14 protein-coding genes are annotated in these 14963 nt (G+C 65.3%); 11 read left to right on the forward strand and 3 right to left on the reverse strand.

Annotation, left to right across the window (positions count from 1 at the left end):
• Positions 1 to 79: 79 nt before the first annotated feature.
• Positions 80 to 337, forward strand: a complete 258-nt coding sequence (locus C41B8_RS10185) for an ElaB/YgaM/YqjD family protein (RefSeq protein WP_037337450.1) — start codon at positions 80 to 82, stop codon at positions 335 to 337.
• 16 nt (positions 338 to 353) lie between these two features.
• A complete protein-coding gene (locus C41B8_RS10190; protein WP_232226039.1) occupies positions 354 to 824 on the forward strand; it encodes a hypothetical protein in 471 nt (156 codons plus the stop codon).
• Between the two features lie 101 nt (positions 825 to 925).
• Here the strand turns inward: C41B8_RS10190 and ilvD are convergent, their stop codons facing one another.
• Both ilvD and C41B8_RS10200 read right to left on the reverse strand, forming a co-directional pair.
• Positions 926 to 2638: a dihydroxy-acid dehydratase gene (gene ilvD / locus C41B8_RS10195; protein ID WP_051883363.1), complete on the reverse strand. Its 1713-nt coding sequence runs from the start codon at positions 2636 to 2638 to the stop codon at positions 926 to 928.
• A gap of 114 nt (positions 2639 to 2752) precedes the next feature.
• Positions 2753 to 3388 carry a peroxiredoxin gene (locus C41B8_RS10200; protein ID WP_037337456.1) on the reverse strand — a complete coding sequence of 212 codons (636 nt, stop codon included), beginning with the start codon at positions 3386 to 3388 and terminating at the stop codon, positions 2753 to 2755.
• A gap of 134 nt (positions 3389 to 3522) precedes the next feature.
• Between C41B8_RS10200 and cutA the strand changes: the two genes are divergently transcribed.
• The 8 genes from cutA (at position 3523) to C41B8_RS10245 (ending at position 11908) form a co-directional block, all read left to right on the forward strand.
• Positions 3523 to 3852, forward strand: a complete 330-nt coding sequence (cutA, locus tag C41B8_RS10205) for a divalent-cation tolerance protein CutA (protein ID WP_037337459.1) — start codon at positions 3523 to 3525, stop codon at positions 3850 to 3852.
• Entirely contained in the window at positions 3852 to 5657 is a 1806-nt protein-coding gene (gene dsbD, locus C41B8_RS10210) for a protein-disulfide reductase DsbD (protein WP_051883364.1), read from the forward strand. Before cutA ends, dsbD begins: the two co-directional genes overlap by 1 nt.
• 580 nt (positions 5658 to 6237) lie before the next feature.
• The gene (gene accB / locus C41B8_RS10220) at positions 6238 to 6708 is read left to right on the forward strand and encodes an acetyl-CoA carboxylase biotin carboxyl carrier protein (RefSeq protein ID WP_037337464.1); all 471 of its coding nucleotides are present in this window, start codon (positions 6238 to 6240) and stop codon (positions 6706 to 6708) included.
• A gap of 133 nt (positions 6709 to 6841) precedes the next feature.
• Positions 6842 to 8197, forward strand: a complete 1356-nt coding sequence (gene accC / locus C41B8_RS10225; protein WP_037337467.1) for an acetyl-CoA carboxylase biotin carboxylase subunit — start codon at positions 6842 to 6844, stop codon at positions 8195 to 8197.
• Positions 8198 to 8200: 3 nt separating this feature from the next.
• Entirely contained in the window at positions 8201 to 9100 is a 900-nt protein-coding gene (gene prmA, locus C41B8_RS10230; RefSeq protein ID WP_051883365.1) for a 50S ribosomal protein L11 methyltransferase, read from the forward strand.
• 66 nt (positions 9101 to 9166) lie between these two features.
• Positions 9167 to 9427: a DNA-binding transcriptional regulator Fis gene (fis, locus tag C41B8_RS10235; RefSeq protein WP_037337550.1), complete on the forward strand. Its 261-nt coding sequence runs from the start codon at positions 9167 to 9169 to the stop codon at positions 9425 to 9427.
• A gap of 69 nt (positions 9428 to 9496) precedes the next feature.
• Positions 9497 to 11092 carry a bifunctional phosphoribosylaminoimidazolecarboxamide formyltransferase/IMP cyclohydrolase gene (gene purH / locus C41B8_RS10240; RefSeq protein ID WP_037337470.1) on the forward strand — a complete coding sequence of 532 codons (1596 nt, stop codon included), beginning with the start codon at positions 9497 to 9499 and terminating at the stop codon, positions 11090 to 11092.
• A gap of 72 nt (positions 11093 to 11164) precedes the next feature.
• Entirely contained in the window at positions 11165 to 11908 is a 744-nt protein-coding gene (locus C41B8_RS10245) for an SDR family oxidoreductase (protein ID WP_037337472.1), read from the forward strand.
• 174 nt (positions 11909 to 12082) lie between these two features.
• On the opposite strand, the gene C41B8_RS10250 is transcribed toward C41B8_RS10245, so the two are convergent.
• On the reverse strand, positions 12083 to 13156 hold the full coding sequence (locus tag C41B8_RS10250) for an Ldh family oxidoreductase (protein WP_037337475.1): 1074 nt from the start codon (positions 13154 to 13156) through the stop codon (positions 12083 to 12085).
• 131 nt (positions 13157 to 13287) lie between these two features.
• Here C41B8_RS10250 and C41B8_RS10255 point away from each other — a divergent pair, with 131 nt between their 5' ends.
• Positions 13288 to 14823, forward strand: coding sequence for a UxaA family hydrolase (locus C41B8_RS10255; RefSeq protein ID WP_037337478.1), 1536 nt, complete (start codon positions 13288 to 13290; stop codon positions 14821 to 14823).
• Positions 14824 to 14963 lie beyond the last annotated feature (140 nt).

The following is a 14963-nucleotide window of genomic DNA, read 5'->3' on the forward strand; positions in this document are numbered from 1 at the left end:
TGATCCAACGTATGGCATCCCCTGCATCAGCCCGCTATGCTGGGATTTCCCATACGGCTATGAACGACAGGATTGGCCCATGAGCGATACCGACGCCCTCAAGAAAGATCTCGAGGCCCTGCGCAGCGACCTGCGCGAACTGGCCGAACATGTTCGTCATTCCGGCGAGAAGCGCTATCAGGACGGCGTGAATCAGGCACGCCATGCCTACGACGATTTGCGTAGCGAAGCCAGCAAGCGCAGCAAGGAAGTCGGCGCCGAAATCGAAGCCCGCCCGTTCACCAGTGTATTTGCCGCCTTCGGTATCGGCCTGGTGCTGGGCAAGCTGCTTCGCTAGGTTTCCCGTCTTGAGCGTGAAAAGCAAAATTGCGGCAGCCGTATCGCTGCACATGATGGCGTGGCTGGCGATGCTGATCGCACTCGCCGGCATTGTATTCCTCGCGCTCGGCGTGTTCTGGCTGATTGCCCCGCCGCTTGGCGCGGGCGTGGCAGCGCTCATTGTCGGCGGGGGCCTGCTCGGCCTGATCCTGGTGTGCACGCTGGTTGCGGTGATCGTCGGCCGGCTCCGCGCTCGATCGAAACGGCTGGCGCCCCATCGCAGCACCGATAACCGGATCGAGGAACAGCTTCGGCCCGTAATCGGCGATCGGGCGACCGAATGGGCGAAAGCCAATAGCGGCATTGCCGTGGTCGGCGCCCTGTCGGCCGGCGTGATCATCGCCGCCAGCCCGAGCATGCGCCGGCTGGTCTACGATGCGGCCCGGCCAATCATCGCCCGCAAGGCGTTGCAGGCCATGCAGGGGCTCACCGAACCTCGCGACTGACCGCATAGCAAAGTGCACAGCAAAAAGGCCCGGCGATCATCGATCGTCGGGCCTTTTTTGATCCCGCGAGCCGAATTCGCACTCGGCTCTGGCTATGGGCCTCAGTCCTCGAACGGCTGATCGGTGACCGCGCCTTTCGCAGCACTGCCGACCAGACGCATGTACTTGGCCAGCACACCGCGCGTGGCATTCGGTGGACGCGGTGCCCATGCCGCACGCCGGCGCTGCAGCTCGTCGTCGTCGACATCGAGATGCAGCTTGCGCTCGTTGGCATCGATGATGATGGTGTCGCCTTCCTCGACCAGCGCAATGCCGCCACCGACCGCGGCTTCCGGCGCGACATGGCCGACCACCATGCCGTAGGTGCCGCCCGAGAAGCGGCCGTCGGTGATCAGGCCGACCTTCTCACCCAGACCGCGCCCGATGAGCGCCGAGGTGGGCGACAACATCTCGCGCATTCCAGGGCCACCCTTCGGGCCTTCGTAGCGGATCACCACGACGTCGCCAGCGACGATCGATTCATCAAGAATCGCCGCCATGGCCTCTTCTTCCGAATCAAACACCCGCGCCGGACCGGTGATCGCCGGTTTCTTCAGGCCGGTGATCTTCGCCACCGCACCTTCCTCGGCCAGGTTGCCGCGCAGGATCGCCAGATGGCCGGACTTATACAGCGCCTGCTCCATCGGAAGGATCACTTTCTGATACGTCGGCGGCTCATCCGGCACATCGACCAGCGTCTCGGCCAGCGTCGCTCCGGTGATCGTCAGCGTATCGCCGTGCAGCAGCCCGGCATTGAGCAGCATCTTCATCACCTGCGGAATCCCGCCCGCGCCATGCAGCTGGGTGACCACGAACCGTCCCGAGGGCTTGAGGTCGCAGAACACCGGCACCTTGGCGCGGATACGCTCGAAGTCGTCGAGCGACAGATCGACCTCGGCCGCCTGGGCAATCGCCAGCAGATGCAGCACGGCGTTGGTGGAACCGCCCACGGCCATCATCAGCGTAATCGCGTTCTCGAATGCTTTCTTGGTGAGCAGGTCGCGCGGCTTGATGTCCTTCTCGATCGCCTGAATCAGGACACGCGCGGACTCGGCCGCGCTGTCGGCCTTCTCGGCGTCCTCGGCCGCCATCGTGGAGGAATACGGCAGGCTCATGCCCATCGCCTCGAAGGCCGACGACATGCTGTTGGCGGTGTACATGCCGCCACAGGAGCCCGCCCCCGGACAGGCATTGCATTCCACCTGATGCAGGCGCTGCTCATCGATCTGACCGGCCGCATACTGCCCGACCGCTTCGAACGCGGAGACCAGATTCAGGTCCTCGCCGTCGAGGTGTCCCGGCTTGATCGTGCCGCCGTAAACGAAGATGGCCGGTACGTTCATGCGCGCGATGGCAATCATCGCGCCCGGCATGTTCTTGTCGCAGCCACCAATGGCCATGACGCCGTCCATCGCTTCGGCCTGAACCGCGGTCTCGACCGCATCGGCGATCACTTCGCGCGAGACCAGCGAATACTTCATGCCCGGCGTGCCCATCGAGATGCCGTCGGACACCGTGACGGTGCCGAACATCTGCGACTTGGCACCGCCGGTTTCGAGCGCTTCTTCAGCGCGGCCTGCGAGTGCGTTCAGTCCCATGTTGCAGGGCGTGATAGTCGAGTAACCGTTGGCGATGCCGACGATGGGCTTGTTGAAGTCTTCGTCGGTATAACCCATCGCGCGGAGCATCGCGCGGTTTGGGGCGCGCGACGTGCCCTGCGTGATCACCTCACTGCGGCGGCGCCTCGGTTGGGGCTGATTGTCGTCGGCGGCCATGATCGCTCCGGCTGGTAAATAAAAGGCGCCTCAATATACCGTCGCGTCTGCGCCGCGCACAAAAAAACGGCGCCCGGAGACGCCGTTTTTTGAACCAGCGGATCGAACGCGGAATCAGCGATTCGGCTGTTTGGTCATCCGCAGATAGGGCTTGAGTTCGTTCCAGCCCTCGGGGAAATACTGCTTCGCTTCTTCGTTCGACAGCGCCGGCGAAATAATCACGTCGTCGCCGTTCTGCCAGTTGGCCGGCGTGGTGACCTTGTAATTATCGGTCAGCTGCAGCGAATCGATAACGCGCAGAATCTCGGCAAAGTTGCGACCGGCGCTCTTCGGATAAGTCAGCGTCAGACGAATCTTCTTGTTCGGATCGATCACGAACACGCTGCGCACCGTCGAGGTATCGCCCTCGTTCGGATGGATCATGTCGTAGAGCTCGGCCACCTTGCGGTCGGTATCGCCGATGATCGGGAAGGTCGGCGCACAGCCCTGGGTTTCCTCGATGTCCTTCGACCAGGCCTTGTGGTCTTCGACCGAATCGACCGACACGACAATCGGTTTGGCATTGCGCTTGGCAAACTCGTCGGACAGCTTGGCGGTGGCGCCGATTTCGGTGGTGCACACCGGCGTGAAATCGGCCGGGTGCGACATCAGTACGCCCCAGCTATCGCCGAGCCACTCGTGAAAATCGATTTCGCCTTCCGTGGTATCCGCGGTGAAGTTCGGCGCGGTATCGCCCAATCTCAGACCCATGACGTTCTCCTTTTATTGCGTGGACGCGATTGTAGCAGCGCACGCTCGCACTGCATCGGCGCGGCCATCGACCGCCCCCGACGCGTGGTATATGGTCACGAACCCGTGCCCGCTCAAGATCACGGAGCCGAACCATGACCGACACCACAGACGATGCCGTCGTTGTATACGTCACCACGCCCGATAACGAGACCGCCCGCGCGATCGCGGCCGCACTGATCGAGCATCATGAGGCCGCCTGCGTGAATATCGTGTCCGGCGTGGAATCGGTTTATCGCTGGCAAGGCCAAGTGGAAACCGATGCCGAATGGCTGCTGGTGATCAAGACACGGCGGGCGCGTCTCGATGCCATCGATGCCCGGCTGGCCGAACTGCATCCCGACGACGTCCCCGAGCGCATCGCCCTGCCGATCGTCGACGGTGCGCCGGCCTATATGAACTGGCTACTCGACCAGACGCGTTGATGCGCCGATCGCCGTTCGGCGCAGCTGTCGCGCTCGCGCTGTTCCTTGCCGTACTGCTGATCGCCGGCGCCGGCCTGCGTGTGGCGCATGCGGACGAATCACCGCTGCCGGCGGATCAAGCGTTTCAACCCAGCATCCAGCGATCGGGCCCGCATATGCTGGTCGTGTCCTGGCGGATCGCGGACGGTACGTATCTGTATCGCCACGCGCTGGACTTCAAGCTGGTCGACGGCGGCAGCGCCCGGCTGGGCACGCCGCAGATACCGCCCGGGCACAAACATCGCGATCCCTACTTCGGTTCGGTGGAGACCTATCGCCATCGATTGCAGGTGAGTATTCCGATGATCGGCCCGCAACCACCGGGCGCCCGATTGCAGGTGACCTATCAAGGCTGTGCCGACGTCGGGCTGTGTTATCCGCCGCAACACGACACGCTGACCCTGCCGCCCCCGCCGTCGGAGACCGCCGTCGCGCAGGCCGAGCCTCGGACGCGCCACGATACCGCGGCCCCGGCGGATACCGGCGACCGCAGCGCCGACCTTGCTGCCGCGCTCGGCCGGGCCGATCTGTGGTACACGATGGCACTGTTCTTCGTGCTCGGCATCGGACTGGCGTTCACGCCCTGCATCCTGCCGATGATTCCCATCGTCGCCGGCATGCTCGGCACCCGCGATCATTCGCGCCGCCGCGCGGCCGCTCTCACGGGCGCCTATGTTTTCGCGATGGCACTGGCGTACGGTCTGTTCGGGCTGATCGCGGGCTACTTTGGCGCCAATCTGCAGGCGTGGCTGCAACGGCCGACGATATTGCTGCCGTTCGCGGCGCTATTCGCCATCCTGGCCGCCGCGAGTTTCGGCTGGTTCGAGCTCCAGATCCCCGCCGGTGTGCGATCGCGTCTGGCTGCCTTGAATATCGGCGGCGGGCTGACCGGCGCGGCCGCTCTGGGGTTTCTGGCCGCGCTGATCGCCGGGCCTTGTCTCGCGCCACCGCTGGCCGGCGCGCTGCTGTATATCTCGTCGAGCGGCAACGTGCTGACCGGCGCGCTTGCCTTGTTTTGTCTGGGGCTCGGCATCGGCGCGCCCCTGATCGCGCTTGCGGTATTCGGCGTCGGCGTATTGCCGCGCAGTGGCCCTTGGATGATTGAAATCCGGGTTTTCTTCGGCGTACTGCTGGCCGCCATCGGGCTCTGGCTGGCGCTGCGCCTGGCCGCACCGGGCATCGCGCTCGCCGCCTGGGGCGCCTTGGCCCTGGCGTACGGTGCCTATCTGTCGACCCGCGCGACGATCTCGACCACCACCACCGTACTCAAACGCATGGCGGTGGCCGCGCTGTTCGGCTACGCGGCTCTGGCGGGCGCGGGTTGGTCGATCGGCGACGGGCGACCTACGGCGCCCCTGGCCGGCGTTGCCTCCGGCAATCGCACGGCGGCCACCCGGGCATCACCGTTCGAGCAGGTGACCACGCCGGCCCAGCTTTCGCAGGCGCTGGCGGCCGCGCGCCGCGCCGGGCGCCCGGCCGTGGTCGATGTCTATGCCGACTGGTGCGTGGATTGCGTGCGCATGCAGCACACCGTATTCGCCGACCCGTCGGTGCGACAGGCGCTGTCCCGGGTAGCCGCCATCCAGTTCGACGTCACCGCCTACGACCCGGCACAACGAGAGCGCCTGCAGAATCTTAACGTCTTCGGCCCGCCCACACTGCTGTTTTACTCGGGCGGTGCGACGGCGGACAAACCCAGCCGTCGTCTGGTCGGCACGGTCGACAAAACGAGCTTGATCGACGCGATCCACACCATAGACGGCTGAAGCATGACTCACGCGTTGCCGCCGTGACGCGCCTCGTTTGTTCGTCCCCGGCAGTCGCGATCGGTCATCATGGTACTCGCGCAGCATGCGTGTGCTCGAGCGCAGCCCGGTGGCACCGCGATGCACGCGCAAGATCGACACCTCAGCCTGCGGGCAGCCAACGTCCCGGAAGCGGCTCGAACACGCATGCAGCAAGCCGCAAGCCGCACATCGCGACACCGATTCCGGCCCGAACGTCGGGCATCTTGCGTCGATTGGCTCGTGTGGCCGGAAAAGCGCACCATTCTGTGCCGATTGCCCCCATTCGGCGTCGAAGCCGACACAAAACCGCGGCGATCCGGGCCGCGACGTGCATTGATGCGCTGTGATCACGCCATACAAAATGTCCGAACGTCGGCGAATGTCCGACAATACGGCGGCGAACGGCGGCGATCGACCTTACGCTAGTTGTGCCACGCCCGACCATGCGGCACACTTTGTCGCAGACACACGCGGGAAGGCGCACGGCAGCCGTTTTAGTGACACCCCAAGTCGCCGGGGCTACCGGCGCGCCGTGCCGACAGGAGCGAATCGACACGCCATGGATATCCGAAAACTAAAGAAACTGATCGAGCTGGTCGAGGATTCCGGCATCGCCGAGCTGGAAATCACCGAGGGCGAAGAGTCGGTCCGCATCGGTCGTTATCCGCCGGCCGGTAGCCAGCCGAGCGCGCCGCCAGCCGCCTACATGACGGCCCCGCCGCCGGCTCCGGCAGCCGATCACGGGTCGGCCGCCGAAGCCGCGCCGGCAGGCGGCGGCAGCGAACCCGCCCACGAGGGGCATATTATCCGTTCGCCCATGGTCGGCACGTTCTATCGCGCCCCGGCGCCCGACGCCAAATCGTTCGTCGAAGTCGGCGACCGAGTCGGCCCAAACGATACGGTGTGCATCATCGAAGCGATGAAGATGCTCAACCAGATCGAGGCCGAAATTTCCGGTACCGTCAGCGAGATCCTGGTCGAGAACGGTCAGCCGGTCGAATACGATCAGCCGTTGTTCGTGATCAAGTGATGCAGCGCCGCGGCGCATTTCTCGAGCGCCGCGCGCGGCACTTGCCGCGAACCTACGGCTACACCCGCAAGCACAACGCGTCGGCGCGGAACGTCTGTCTGTTGCGCGTCCCGACCTGACCCGAGGTTCACACATGCTGGACAAGGTTCTCATCGCCAACCGCGGCGAAATCGCGCTACGCATCCTGCGCGCCTGTCGTCAGCTCGATATCCCCGTGATTGCCGCCTACTCCTCGGCCGATCGCGATCAGAAGCACGTACTGCTGGCCGAAGAGGCGGTGTGCATTGGTCCGCCTTCGGCCGCTGCGAGCTATCTGAACATGGCCACGCTGATGAGCACGGCCGAAGTGGCCGGCGCCACGGCGATCCATCCGGGCTACGGCTTTCTTTCGGAGAACGCCGATTTCGCCGAGTCGGTCGAGCAGTCGGGCTTCACTTTCATCGGGCCAAAAGCCGAAACCATCCGCTTGATGGGCGATAAAACGTCGGCCATTCAGGAGATGATGGCGGCCGGCGTGCCCTGCGTGCCCGGCTCGGGCAAGCCGCTGACCGCCGACGATGTGGAAAACCGCGAGATCGCCGATCGCATCGGTTATCCGGTCATCATCAAGGCCGTGGGCGGCGGCGGCGGCCGCGGCATGCACGTGGTCTACGAGCCGGACGATCTGGCCGGCGCGGTCGACATGGCGCGGCGCGAGGCGGCCAGCGCGTTCGGCAACCCGCAGGTCTACATGGAGAAATACCTGGAGTTGCCGCGGCATGTGGAAGTCCAGGTGCTGTGCGACACGCACGGCAACGCGATTCACCTGGGCGAGCGCGACTGCTCGCCGCAGCGTCGTCACCAGAAGGTGGTCGAGGAATCGCCGGCGCCGGGCATCACGCCCGAGCAGCGCGAGCACATCGGCGGCCTGTGCGTGGAGGCCTGCAAGCGCATCGGCTACCGCGGCGCGGGCACGTTCGAGTTCCTGTACGAGAACGGCGAGTTCCATTTCATCGAAATGAACACGCGTATCCAGGTCGAGCATCCGGTCACCGAAATGGTCACCGGCGTGGATCTGGTCGCCGAACAGCTACGCGTGGCCGCCGGCGAGAAGCTGCGCTATACGCAGGACGATATCGTCATTCGCGGGCATGCCATCGAGTGCCGCGTCAACGCCGAGCATCCGGAGACGTTCGCACCCTCGCCCGGCAAGATCACGCAGTACCACGCCCCCGGCGGCCCCGGTATTCGCATGGACAGCCATATGTATGCCGGCTATACCGTGCCGCCGTATTACGATTCGCTGATCGGCAAGCTCATCGCGCACGGCGATACGCGTGACGCGGCCCGGGCGCGCATGGATATGGCGCTGTCGGAAATGGTCGTGGAAGGCATTCACACCAACCTGGCGCTGCACGAGTGGATCATGAACGATCCGGACTTCGCCGCCGGTGGCGTGTCGATCCACTGGCTCGAGAAGAAGATCCGCGAACGTCTGGGCAAGGGCTAGCGAGTGAGCATCGCCTGGCTGCAGATCACCGTCACCACCCATCGGACCCAGCTCGCCGAAGCGGTATTCGAGCAATTCGACGCCGAGGCGGTGACGGAACTCGATGCCGGCGATGATCTGACCGTCGAGGAAAGCCCGAACAGCCAGCCGGCATTCCAGCGCGCCCGCGTGGTCGGCCTGTTCACCCAGGGCACGCTGGCCGAGCCCATCGTGGCCGCGATGACGGAGGCGCTCGGTGACGACGTCGAAATCGCGACCGAAACGCTGGAAAACCAGGACTGGGCCAGCGCGTGGCTGGCCGAGCACCCGCCGCTGGTGTTCGGCGATCGGCTCTGGATCGCGCCGCATAGCGCCGAGGTGGACGCCGATGACGATGCCATCATCGTTCGTCTGGACCCCGGCCTGGCTTTTGGCACCGGCACGCACCCGACTACCAGACTGTGCCTGCAATGGCTCGCCGCACAGGATCTGACCGGCCGGCGCGTGGTCGATTACGGCTGTGGCTCCGGCATCCTGGCGATCGCGGCCGCGCGACTGGGCGCGACGGAAGTGGTGGCGGTCGACATCGACGATCAGGCAGTGCGTGCCACGCGCGAGAATGCCGCCCGCAACGATGTGTCCGATGTCATCCAGACGCCGCCGATGGATGCAATCGACGGCAGTCCGTTCGATATCGTGCTGGCCAATATTCTCGCCAAGCCGCTAATCGCGCTCGCACCGACGCTCACCGAGCTGGCCGCGCCCGGCGCGCCGGTAGTGCTGGCGGGCTTGCTCACGCGCCAGATCGACGACGTCATGGCCGCGTACGACCCCGCATTCACGTTCGAGGCCCCGGTCGTGGAAGACGATTGGGCCCGACTGGTGGGCCAGCGGGCTGTCGCTGCGTCCCGACACCGCCAATAGTCGGCTTTTGCTGGACCGCGATTGCCGTTATAGTTCCGCGCTGTTCCCACTAGGCTGATGACACGGATGCGCCAAGCCGACGCCGACGATGACAACGCTCAGCCGCTGAGTCACTACGTCGGGGCGAGTCTCGACCGTTATTTCGAGTCGTTGAACGGCAGTGCGCCCCCGACCGACCTGTATCGCATGGTGCTCGAGCAGGTCGAACGCCCGCTGCTGGAGCGCGTGCTCGAATACAACCGCGGCAACCAATCCAAGGCCGCGACCATGCTCGGCATCAACCGCGGCACGCTGCGCAAGAAACTGCGCAGTTACAATCTCGATTAATCACCCGCCTCGCGGCGCGCTCGTCCGACCCGCGCCGCGGGTTTTTTTGTCTGCAACGATCTTAACGCCATGACCTCGACTGATACCGTCGCCCCGATTCGCCGCGCTTTGATCAGCGTCTCCGACAAGACCGGCGTGGCCGACTTCGCCCGCGCGCTGGCCGAGGATCACGGCGTCGAAATTCTGTCGACCGGCGGCACCGCACGCATGCTGCGTGAGGCCGGCGTGACGGTCACCGACGTGTCGTCGCATACCGGCGCGCCCGAGATCATGGACGGCCGCGTAAAAACGCTGCACCCGAAGATCCACGGCGGCATCCTGGGCCGACGTGGCACCGACGATGCGGTCATGGCCGAACAGGAGATCGCGCCGATCGATCTGGTGGTGGTCAACCTCTATCCGTTCGAGCAGACCATCGCCAAGCCGGATACCGATCGCGCGACCGCCATCGAGACCATCGATATCGGCGGACCGGCCATGCTACGGGCCGCGGCAAAGAATCACGCCGACGTGACGCTCGTGGTCGATGGCGCCGACTACGCGGCCGTGCTCGACGACCTGGCCCAACACGGCGGCGCCCGCGAGACCACGCGCCGCCGGCTCGCCGCCAAGGGCTTCGCCCACACCGCGGGCTACGATCGTGCCATTGCCGCCTATCTGGCCGGTGAAGACGCATCGCCGGGCAACGCCCAGGCCGACGCGCTGCCCGCCCGCTATGCGCCGGTCTACACCAAGCGTACGGATCTGCGCTACGGCGAGAACCCGCATCAGCGCGCCGCACTCTATGCTGACGGCCGGCATACCGAGGCCAGCCTGGTCGACGCTAAGGTCGTGCAGGGCAAGCCGTTGTCCTACAACAACCTCGCCGATGCCGATGCCGCGCTGTCTTGCGTCAAGGCCTTCGATCAGGCCCCGGCCTGCGTCATCGTCAAGCATGCCAATCCGTGCGGCGTGGCCGTCGCTCCCGATCTCACCAGCGCCTACCGGCGCGCCTTTGCGACCGATCCGGTCTCGTCGTTCGGCGGTATTCTGGCCTTCAACGCCGAGCTCGGCGCAGACACCGCCGAGGCGATCGTGTCCAACCAGTTCGCCGAGGTCATCCTGGCCCCGGCGATTACTGAAGACGCGCTCGCCGTGTTCTCGAAAAAGAAGAACCTGCGCGTACTCATCACCGGGCCGTGGCGCAAGAGCGATAAAGGCGGGCTCGTGGTCAAACCGATCGCGGGCGGCCTGCTGGTTCAGGACGACGACGACCAGTTGCTCGACCGCAGCCAGCTCAAGGCCGTCACGAAGACCGAGCCCACCGGCGAACAGCTTCAGGATCTGCTGTTCGCATGGCGCGTGGCCAAATACGTGAAATCCAATGCCATCGTCTATGCGCGCGACGGCGCGACCGTGGGCGTTGGCGCCGGCCAGATGAGCCGCGTGGATTCTGCCCGCATCGCGCGCCAGAAAGCCGCAGACGCCGGGCTCGAGGTCGCCGGTTCCGTGATGGCCTCCGATGCCTTCTTCCCCTTCCGCGACGGCATCGACACCGCGGCCGAAGCTGGCGTCGCCGCCGTAATCCAGCCGGGCGGCTCGATCCGCGACGATGAAGTCATCGCGGCCGCCGACGAAGCCGGCATCGCCATGCTGTTCACGGGCATGCGCCACTTCCGGCATTAACGAGCGGCCACGGCGCATTCGGCTGCGATACCCTGAGCCGACTCGTTCGACCCAGCTATCGCAGGTACGCAAATGACAACAAAGGTCGCCCTGGTCACCGGCGCGGGGCGCGGCATCGGCCGCGCCTGTGCCCTCGCGCTCCACGACATCGGATTCGAGCTCGTGCTCGTCGGTCGCCGTGAGGCGCCGTTGGCAGAACTGGCCGGCGAACTAGCTGGCGATCCGCTGGTAGTGCCGACCGATGTTGCCGATTCGGTCGCGGTCGATCATCTGTTCTCGCAAATCGAGCAACGCTTCGGTCGGCTCGATCTGTTGTTCAACAACGCCGGGCTGAACATCCCCAGCACGGAATTCGGCGATATCGAGGAAGCGGACTGGCGCGCCTTGGTCGACGTCAATCTCACCGGCGCTTTTCTCTGTGCCCGGGCGGCGTATCGACTGATGAAACGCCAATCGCCGGCCGGCGGTCGCATCATCAACAACGGCTCGATTTCCGCGCATGTGCCGCGCCCCGGCTCGGCGCCCTATACCGCCAGCAAGCATGCCATCACCGGCCTCACCCGCTCGATCGCACTGGACGGACGCGCCCACGGCATCAACTGCGGTCAGATCGATATCGGCAACGCCGCCAGCGATATGGCCGACGCAATGACGCAAGGCGTACCGCAGGCCGACGGCCGCATGGCTGCCGAACCGGTCATGGCAGTGGACAACGTCGCCACGGCGATCCGCTTCATGGCCGAGTTGCCCCCGGACGTCAACGTGCCCTTCATGACGATTATGGCCAGCGGCATGCCCTATATCGGACGCGGCTGAAGCCGCCCGACGCCCGGTCGGCCGGGCCTCCGCCCGGGCCGGCGCCGGAAAGCGGCGCTGTTTCGAACGCTGACCCAGCCTTCGCGCGGGGCGAGCGTGGTCGTCGCGACTGGCGTCGCTAAACGTAGGATCCTGACCGGGCAACAACGCCCCCCGCGGCATCCGCCCCGTGTGTCAGGACGCGGCCCGCAGCGGCGGCGCCTCGATGTGCAGACGCTGCGACCAGTCGCGTATTTCGGCTGCGAGGCCGGGCTCGATGGGGATACCATCGCGGCGGCGTTGTCGTTCGCAGCGATACTCGGGATCCCCAGGCGCCAGTACTTCCGCGCCCTCGCGAGCCGGCATCGCCCGAGCCTCTGCCGCCATGCGCGCGACTTCCACGGCAAGCGCATCGCCACCAAAAAACCGACCCGGATCGATGGCCATCATCAGCGAGCCCAGATTGCGTCGCGCCTCGAGATCGCCGTACATTGCCGCGATATGCGGGCCGAAGGTCATGCCGTTGAGCAGGCCACAGAGCACGTCGATCATGAAACCCAGCGCATAGCCCTTGTGCTCGGCGAACGGCAGCAGCGAACGCGCCGCCTCGGCGTCGGTCGTCGGTTCGCCCTCGGCATCGATCGCCGTACCCGGCGGGAGCGACACGCCGTCGCGGCGCGCGTTCATCACGCGGTTGAACGGGATAATGCTGGTCGCGGTATCCAGACAGACAGGCTCGCCCTCGGCGCTCGGCACGGCGATACAGATCGGGTTCGTGCCTAGAAAAGCGTGCCGGCCCGCATGCGGCGCCACGAACGCATCGGAATGCGTGAAGGCAATTCCGATCATGCCGCGAGCGGCGGCCTGCCGGCCATACAGACCGATCGCGCCGCAGTGACTCGAGTGGTAACACCCAACCACTCCGGCCCCGGCCTCCTCCGCGCATTGGATGGCCTGATTCATGGCGGCATCGCAGACCACCATGCCGAGCCCGTGGCCGCCATCCACCGAGGCCGTGGCCGGCCCGGTACGCTCGATCTTCAGCGCCGGCTTCGCCTCGATCGATCCTCGATCCAGGCGGTTCAGATAGTGCGGCAAGCGCGCGATGCCGTGGGTATCGATGCCCCAGAGGCTAGTCTGGACCAGGCAGTTCGCGACCAGCGTCGCGTCTTCCACGCCGAGGTTCTGGCGCTGTAAGACCTCTGCCGCCCAGCGCCGCAGTGCATCGGCATCCACGACATCGGAAGTCAAACCGGTTTCATCGCGCATCGGCGTTGTACGGTGGTCGAATACAACCCCGAACATAGCGGTTTTGGATCTGCATTGGTATAACAGCTCTACCTAAGTTTTAGACGGCTCGACCGAGCCGCGTCATAACAAAGCAGAGGAGATGGCCCGCCATGACCGCATCGCTTGCCAACGACGGCCCAACAATCCGGCTCCACGACGACGACAACGTGGTGATCGCCCGCCATTCGATCGCGGCCGGCGAAACGCTCGACGAAGCCGGCGTGACGGTCGCGTCCAACATTCCGGCCGGGCACAAGATTGCCGTGCGCGCGATCGCGGCGGGCGAGCCAGTACTGCGCTACGGGCAGATCATCGGCTTCGCGTCGGAGACGATCGAAGCCGGCACGCACGTACATATGCACAATCTTGCCATGGGTGACGTCACGCCCGACTATGCCTTCTGCGAGGACGCCCGTCCGACCCGTTTCGTCGAGCAACCGGCCACGTTCGCGGGCTATCGTCGCGCCGACGGCCGGGCCGGTACGCGTAATTACGTGGCGATCGTATCGAGCGTGAACTGTTCGGCCACCGCCGCGCGGCACATCGCCGACGGTTTTCGTTTTTCCGGCGAACTCGACGCCTATCCCGATGTAGACGGCGTTATCGCGCTGACCCATCAGGGCGGCTGCGGCATGGCGGACTCGGGCGAAGGCTTCGAGATGCTCAAGCGTACGCTGCAGGGCTATGCCGATCACCCCAACGTGGCGGCCGTGCTGTTTCTCGGCCTCGGCTGCGAAGTAATGCAGGTCGGTGGGCTACAACGTATCGAGGGCCTGCGATCGATCAAGCCGGTTCGCTCGATGACCATTCAGGCCACCGGCGGAACACGCCAGACGATCGAGCGCGCCACTGCGCTGATCCGAGAACTGCTCCCGGAAATCAACCAAGCCAAGCGCGAACCGATCCCAGCGGCCGAGCTGTGTGTGGCGCTGCAATGCGGCGGCTCGGACAGCTATTCCGGCATCACGGCCAATCCGGCGCTGGGCTATGCGGTCGATCGGCTGGTGGAACATGGCGGCACCGCGATTCTGTCGGAAACGCCCGAGATCTACGGCGCCGAGCATCTGCTCACACGCCGCGCCGTGTCACCGCAGGTCGCCGAGCGCTTGCTTGAGCGCATCCGTTGGTGGGAGGCCTACACCCGCCGCGAAGGCGCCGAAATGAACAACAACCCGTCGCCCGGCAACAAGGCCGGCGGCATCACGACGATTCTGGAGAAATCGCTCGGCGCGGTCGCCAAGGGCGGCACCACCAATTTGGTGGATGTCTACGAGTACGCCGAACGCGTGACCGCCAAGGGCTTCGTCTATATGGACACCCCCGGCTACGACCCGGTCGCCGCCACCGGCCAGGTCGCCGGTGGCGCCAACCTGGTCTGCTTTACCACGGGCCGGGGATCGGCCTTCGGCGCCAAGCCCTCGCCTTCGATCAAGCTGGCCACGAATACGACGCTCTACGAACGCCAGACCGAGGACATGGACATCAACTGCGGCGGGATCGCGACCGGCGACGAAACCCTGGCCGAATGCGGCGAACGTATCTTCGCGCACATGCTGGCCGTGGCCTCGGGCGAACCCAGCAAAAGCGAAGCATTCGGCTACGGCGACAATGAGTTCGTGCCGTGGCAGCTCGGCGCGACCATGTAGGCGCCGTATCGCGGGCTCGCCGCGAGGTCCGCCCAGTCCACCCGACACACACCGCAGAAAAATAAGCCGGCGCTAGTCCGGCTATTTTTTCCTACCGCTTACGCGAACGACAACCGTTGCCCGACGGTGCGTCCCGGTCG

Origin of the sequence: Salinisphaera hydrothermalis C41B8, assembly GCF_000732535.1 — a bacterium.
GTDB classification, from domain to species: domain Bacteria; phylum Pseudomonadota; class Gammaproteobacteria; order Nevskiales; family Salinisphaeraceae; genus Salinisphaera; species Salinisphaera hydrothermalis.

Coding starts and splice junctions, on each gene's coding strand:
- fis (WP_037337550.1), top strand. CDS start 9,167: ATGCGCCAAGCCGACGCCGACGATGACAACGCTCAGCCGCTGAGTCAC.
- accB (WP_037337464.1), top strand. CDS start 6,238: ATGGATATCCGAAAACTAAAGAAACTGATCGAGCTGGTCGAGGATTCC.
- C41B8_RS10245 (WP_037337472.1), top strand. CDS start 11,165: ATGACAACAAAGGTCGCCCTGGTCACCGGCGCGGGGCGCGGCATCGGC.
- C41B8_RS10250 (WP_037337475.1), bottom strand. CDS start 13,156: ATGCGCGATGAAACCGGTTTGACTTCCGATGTCGTGGATGCCGATGCA.
- purH (WP_037337470.1), top strand. CDS start 9,497: ATGACCTCGACTGATACCGTCGCCCCGATTCGCCGCGCTTTGATCAGC.
- C41B8_RS10200 (WP_037337456.1), bottom strand. CDS start 3,388: ATGGGTCTGAGATTGGGCGATACCGCGCCGAACTTCACCGCGGATACC.
- accC (WP_037337467.1), top strand. CDS start 6,842: ATGCTGGACAAGGTTCTCATCGCCAACCGCGGCGAAATCGCGCTACGC.
- dsbD (WP_051883364.1), top strand. CDS start 3,852: ATGCGCCGATCGCCGTTCGGCGCAGCTGTCGCGCTCGCGCTGTTCCTT.
- cutA (WP_037337459.1), top strand. CDS start 3,523: ATGACCGACACCACAGACGATGCCGTCGTTGTATACGTCACCACGCCC.
- C41B8_RS10255 (WP_037337478.1), top strand. CDS start 13,288: ATGACCGCATCGCTTGCCAACGACGGCCCAACAATCCGGCTCCACGAC.
- ilvD (WP_051883363.1), bottom strand. CDS start 2,638: ATGGCCGCCGACGACAATCAGCCCCAACCGAGGCGCCGCCGCAGTGAG.
- C41B8_RS10185 (WP_037337450.1), top strand. CDS start 80: ATGAGCGATACCGACGCCCTCAAGAAAGATCTCGAGGCCCTGCGCAGC.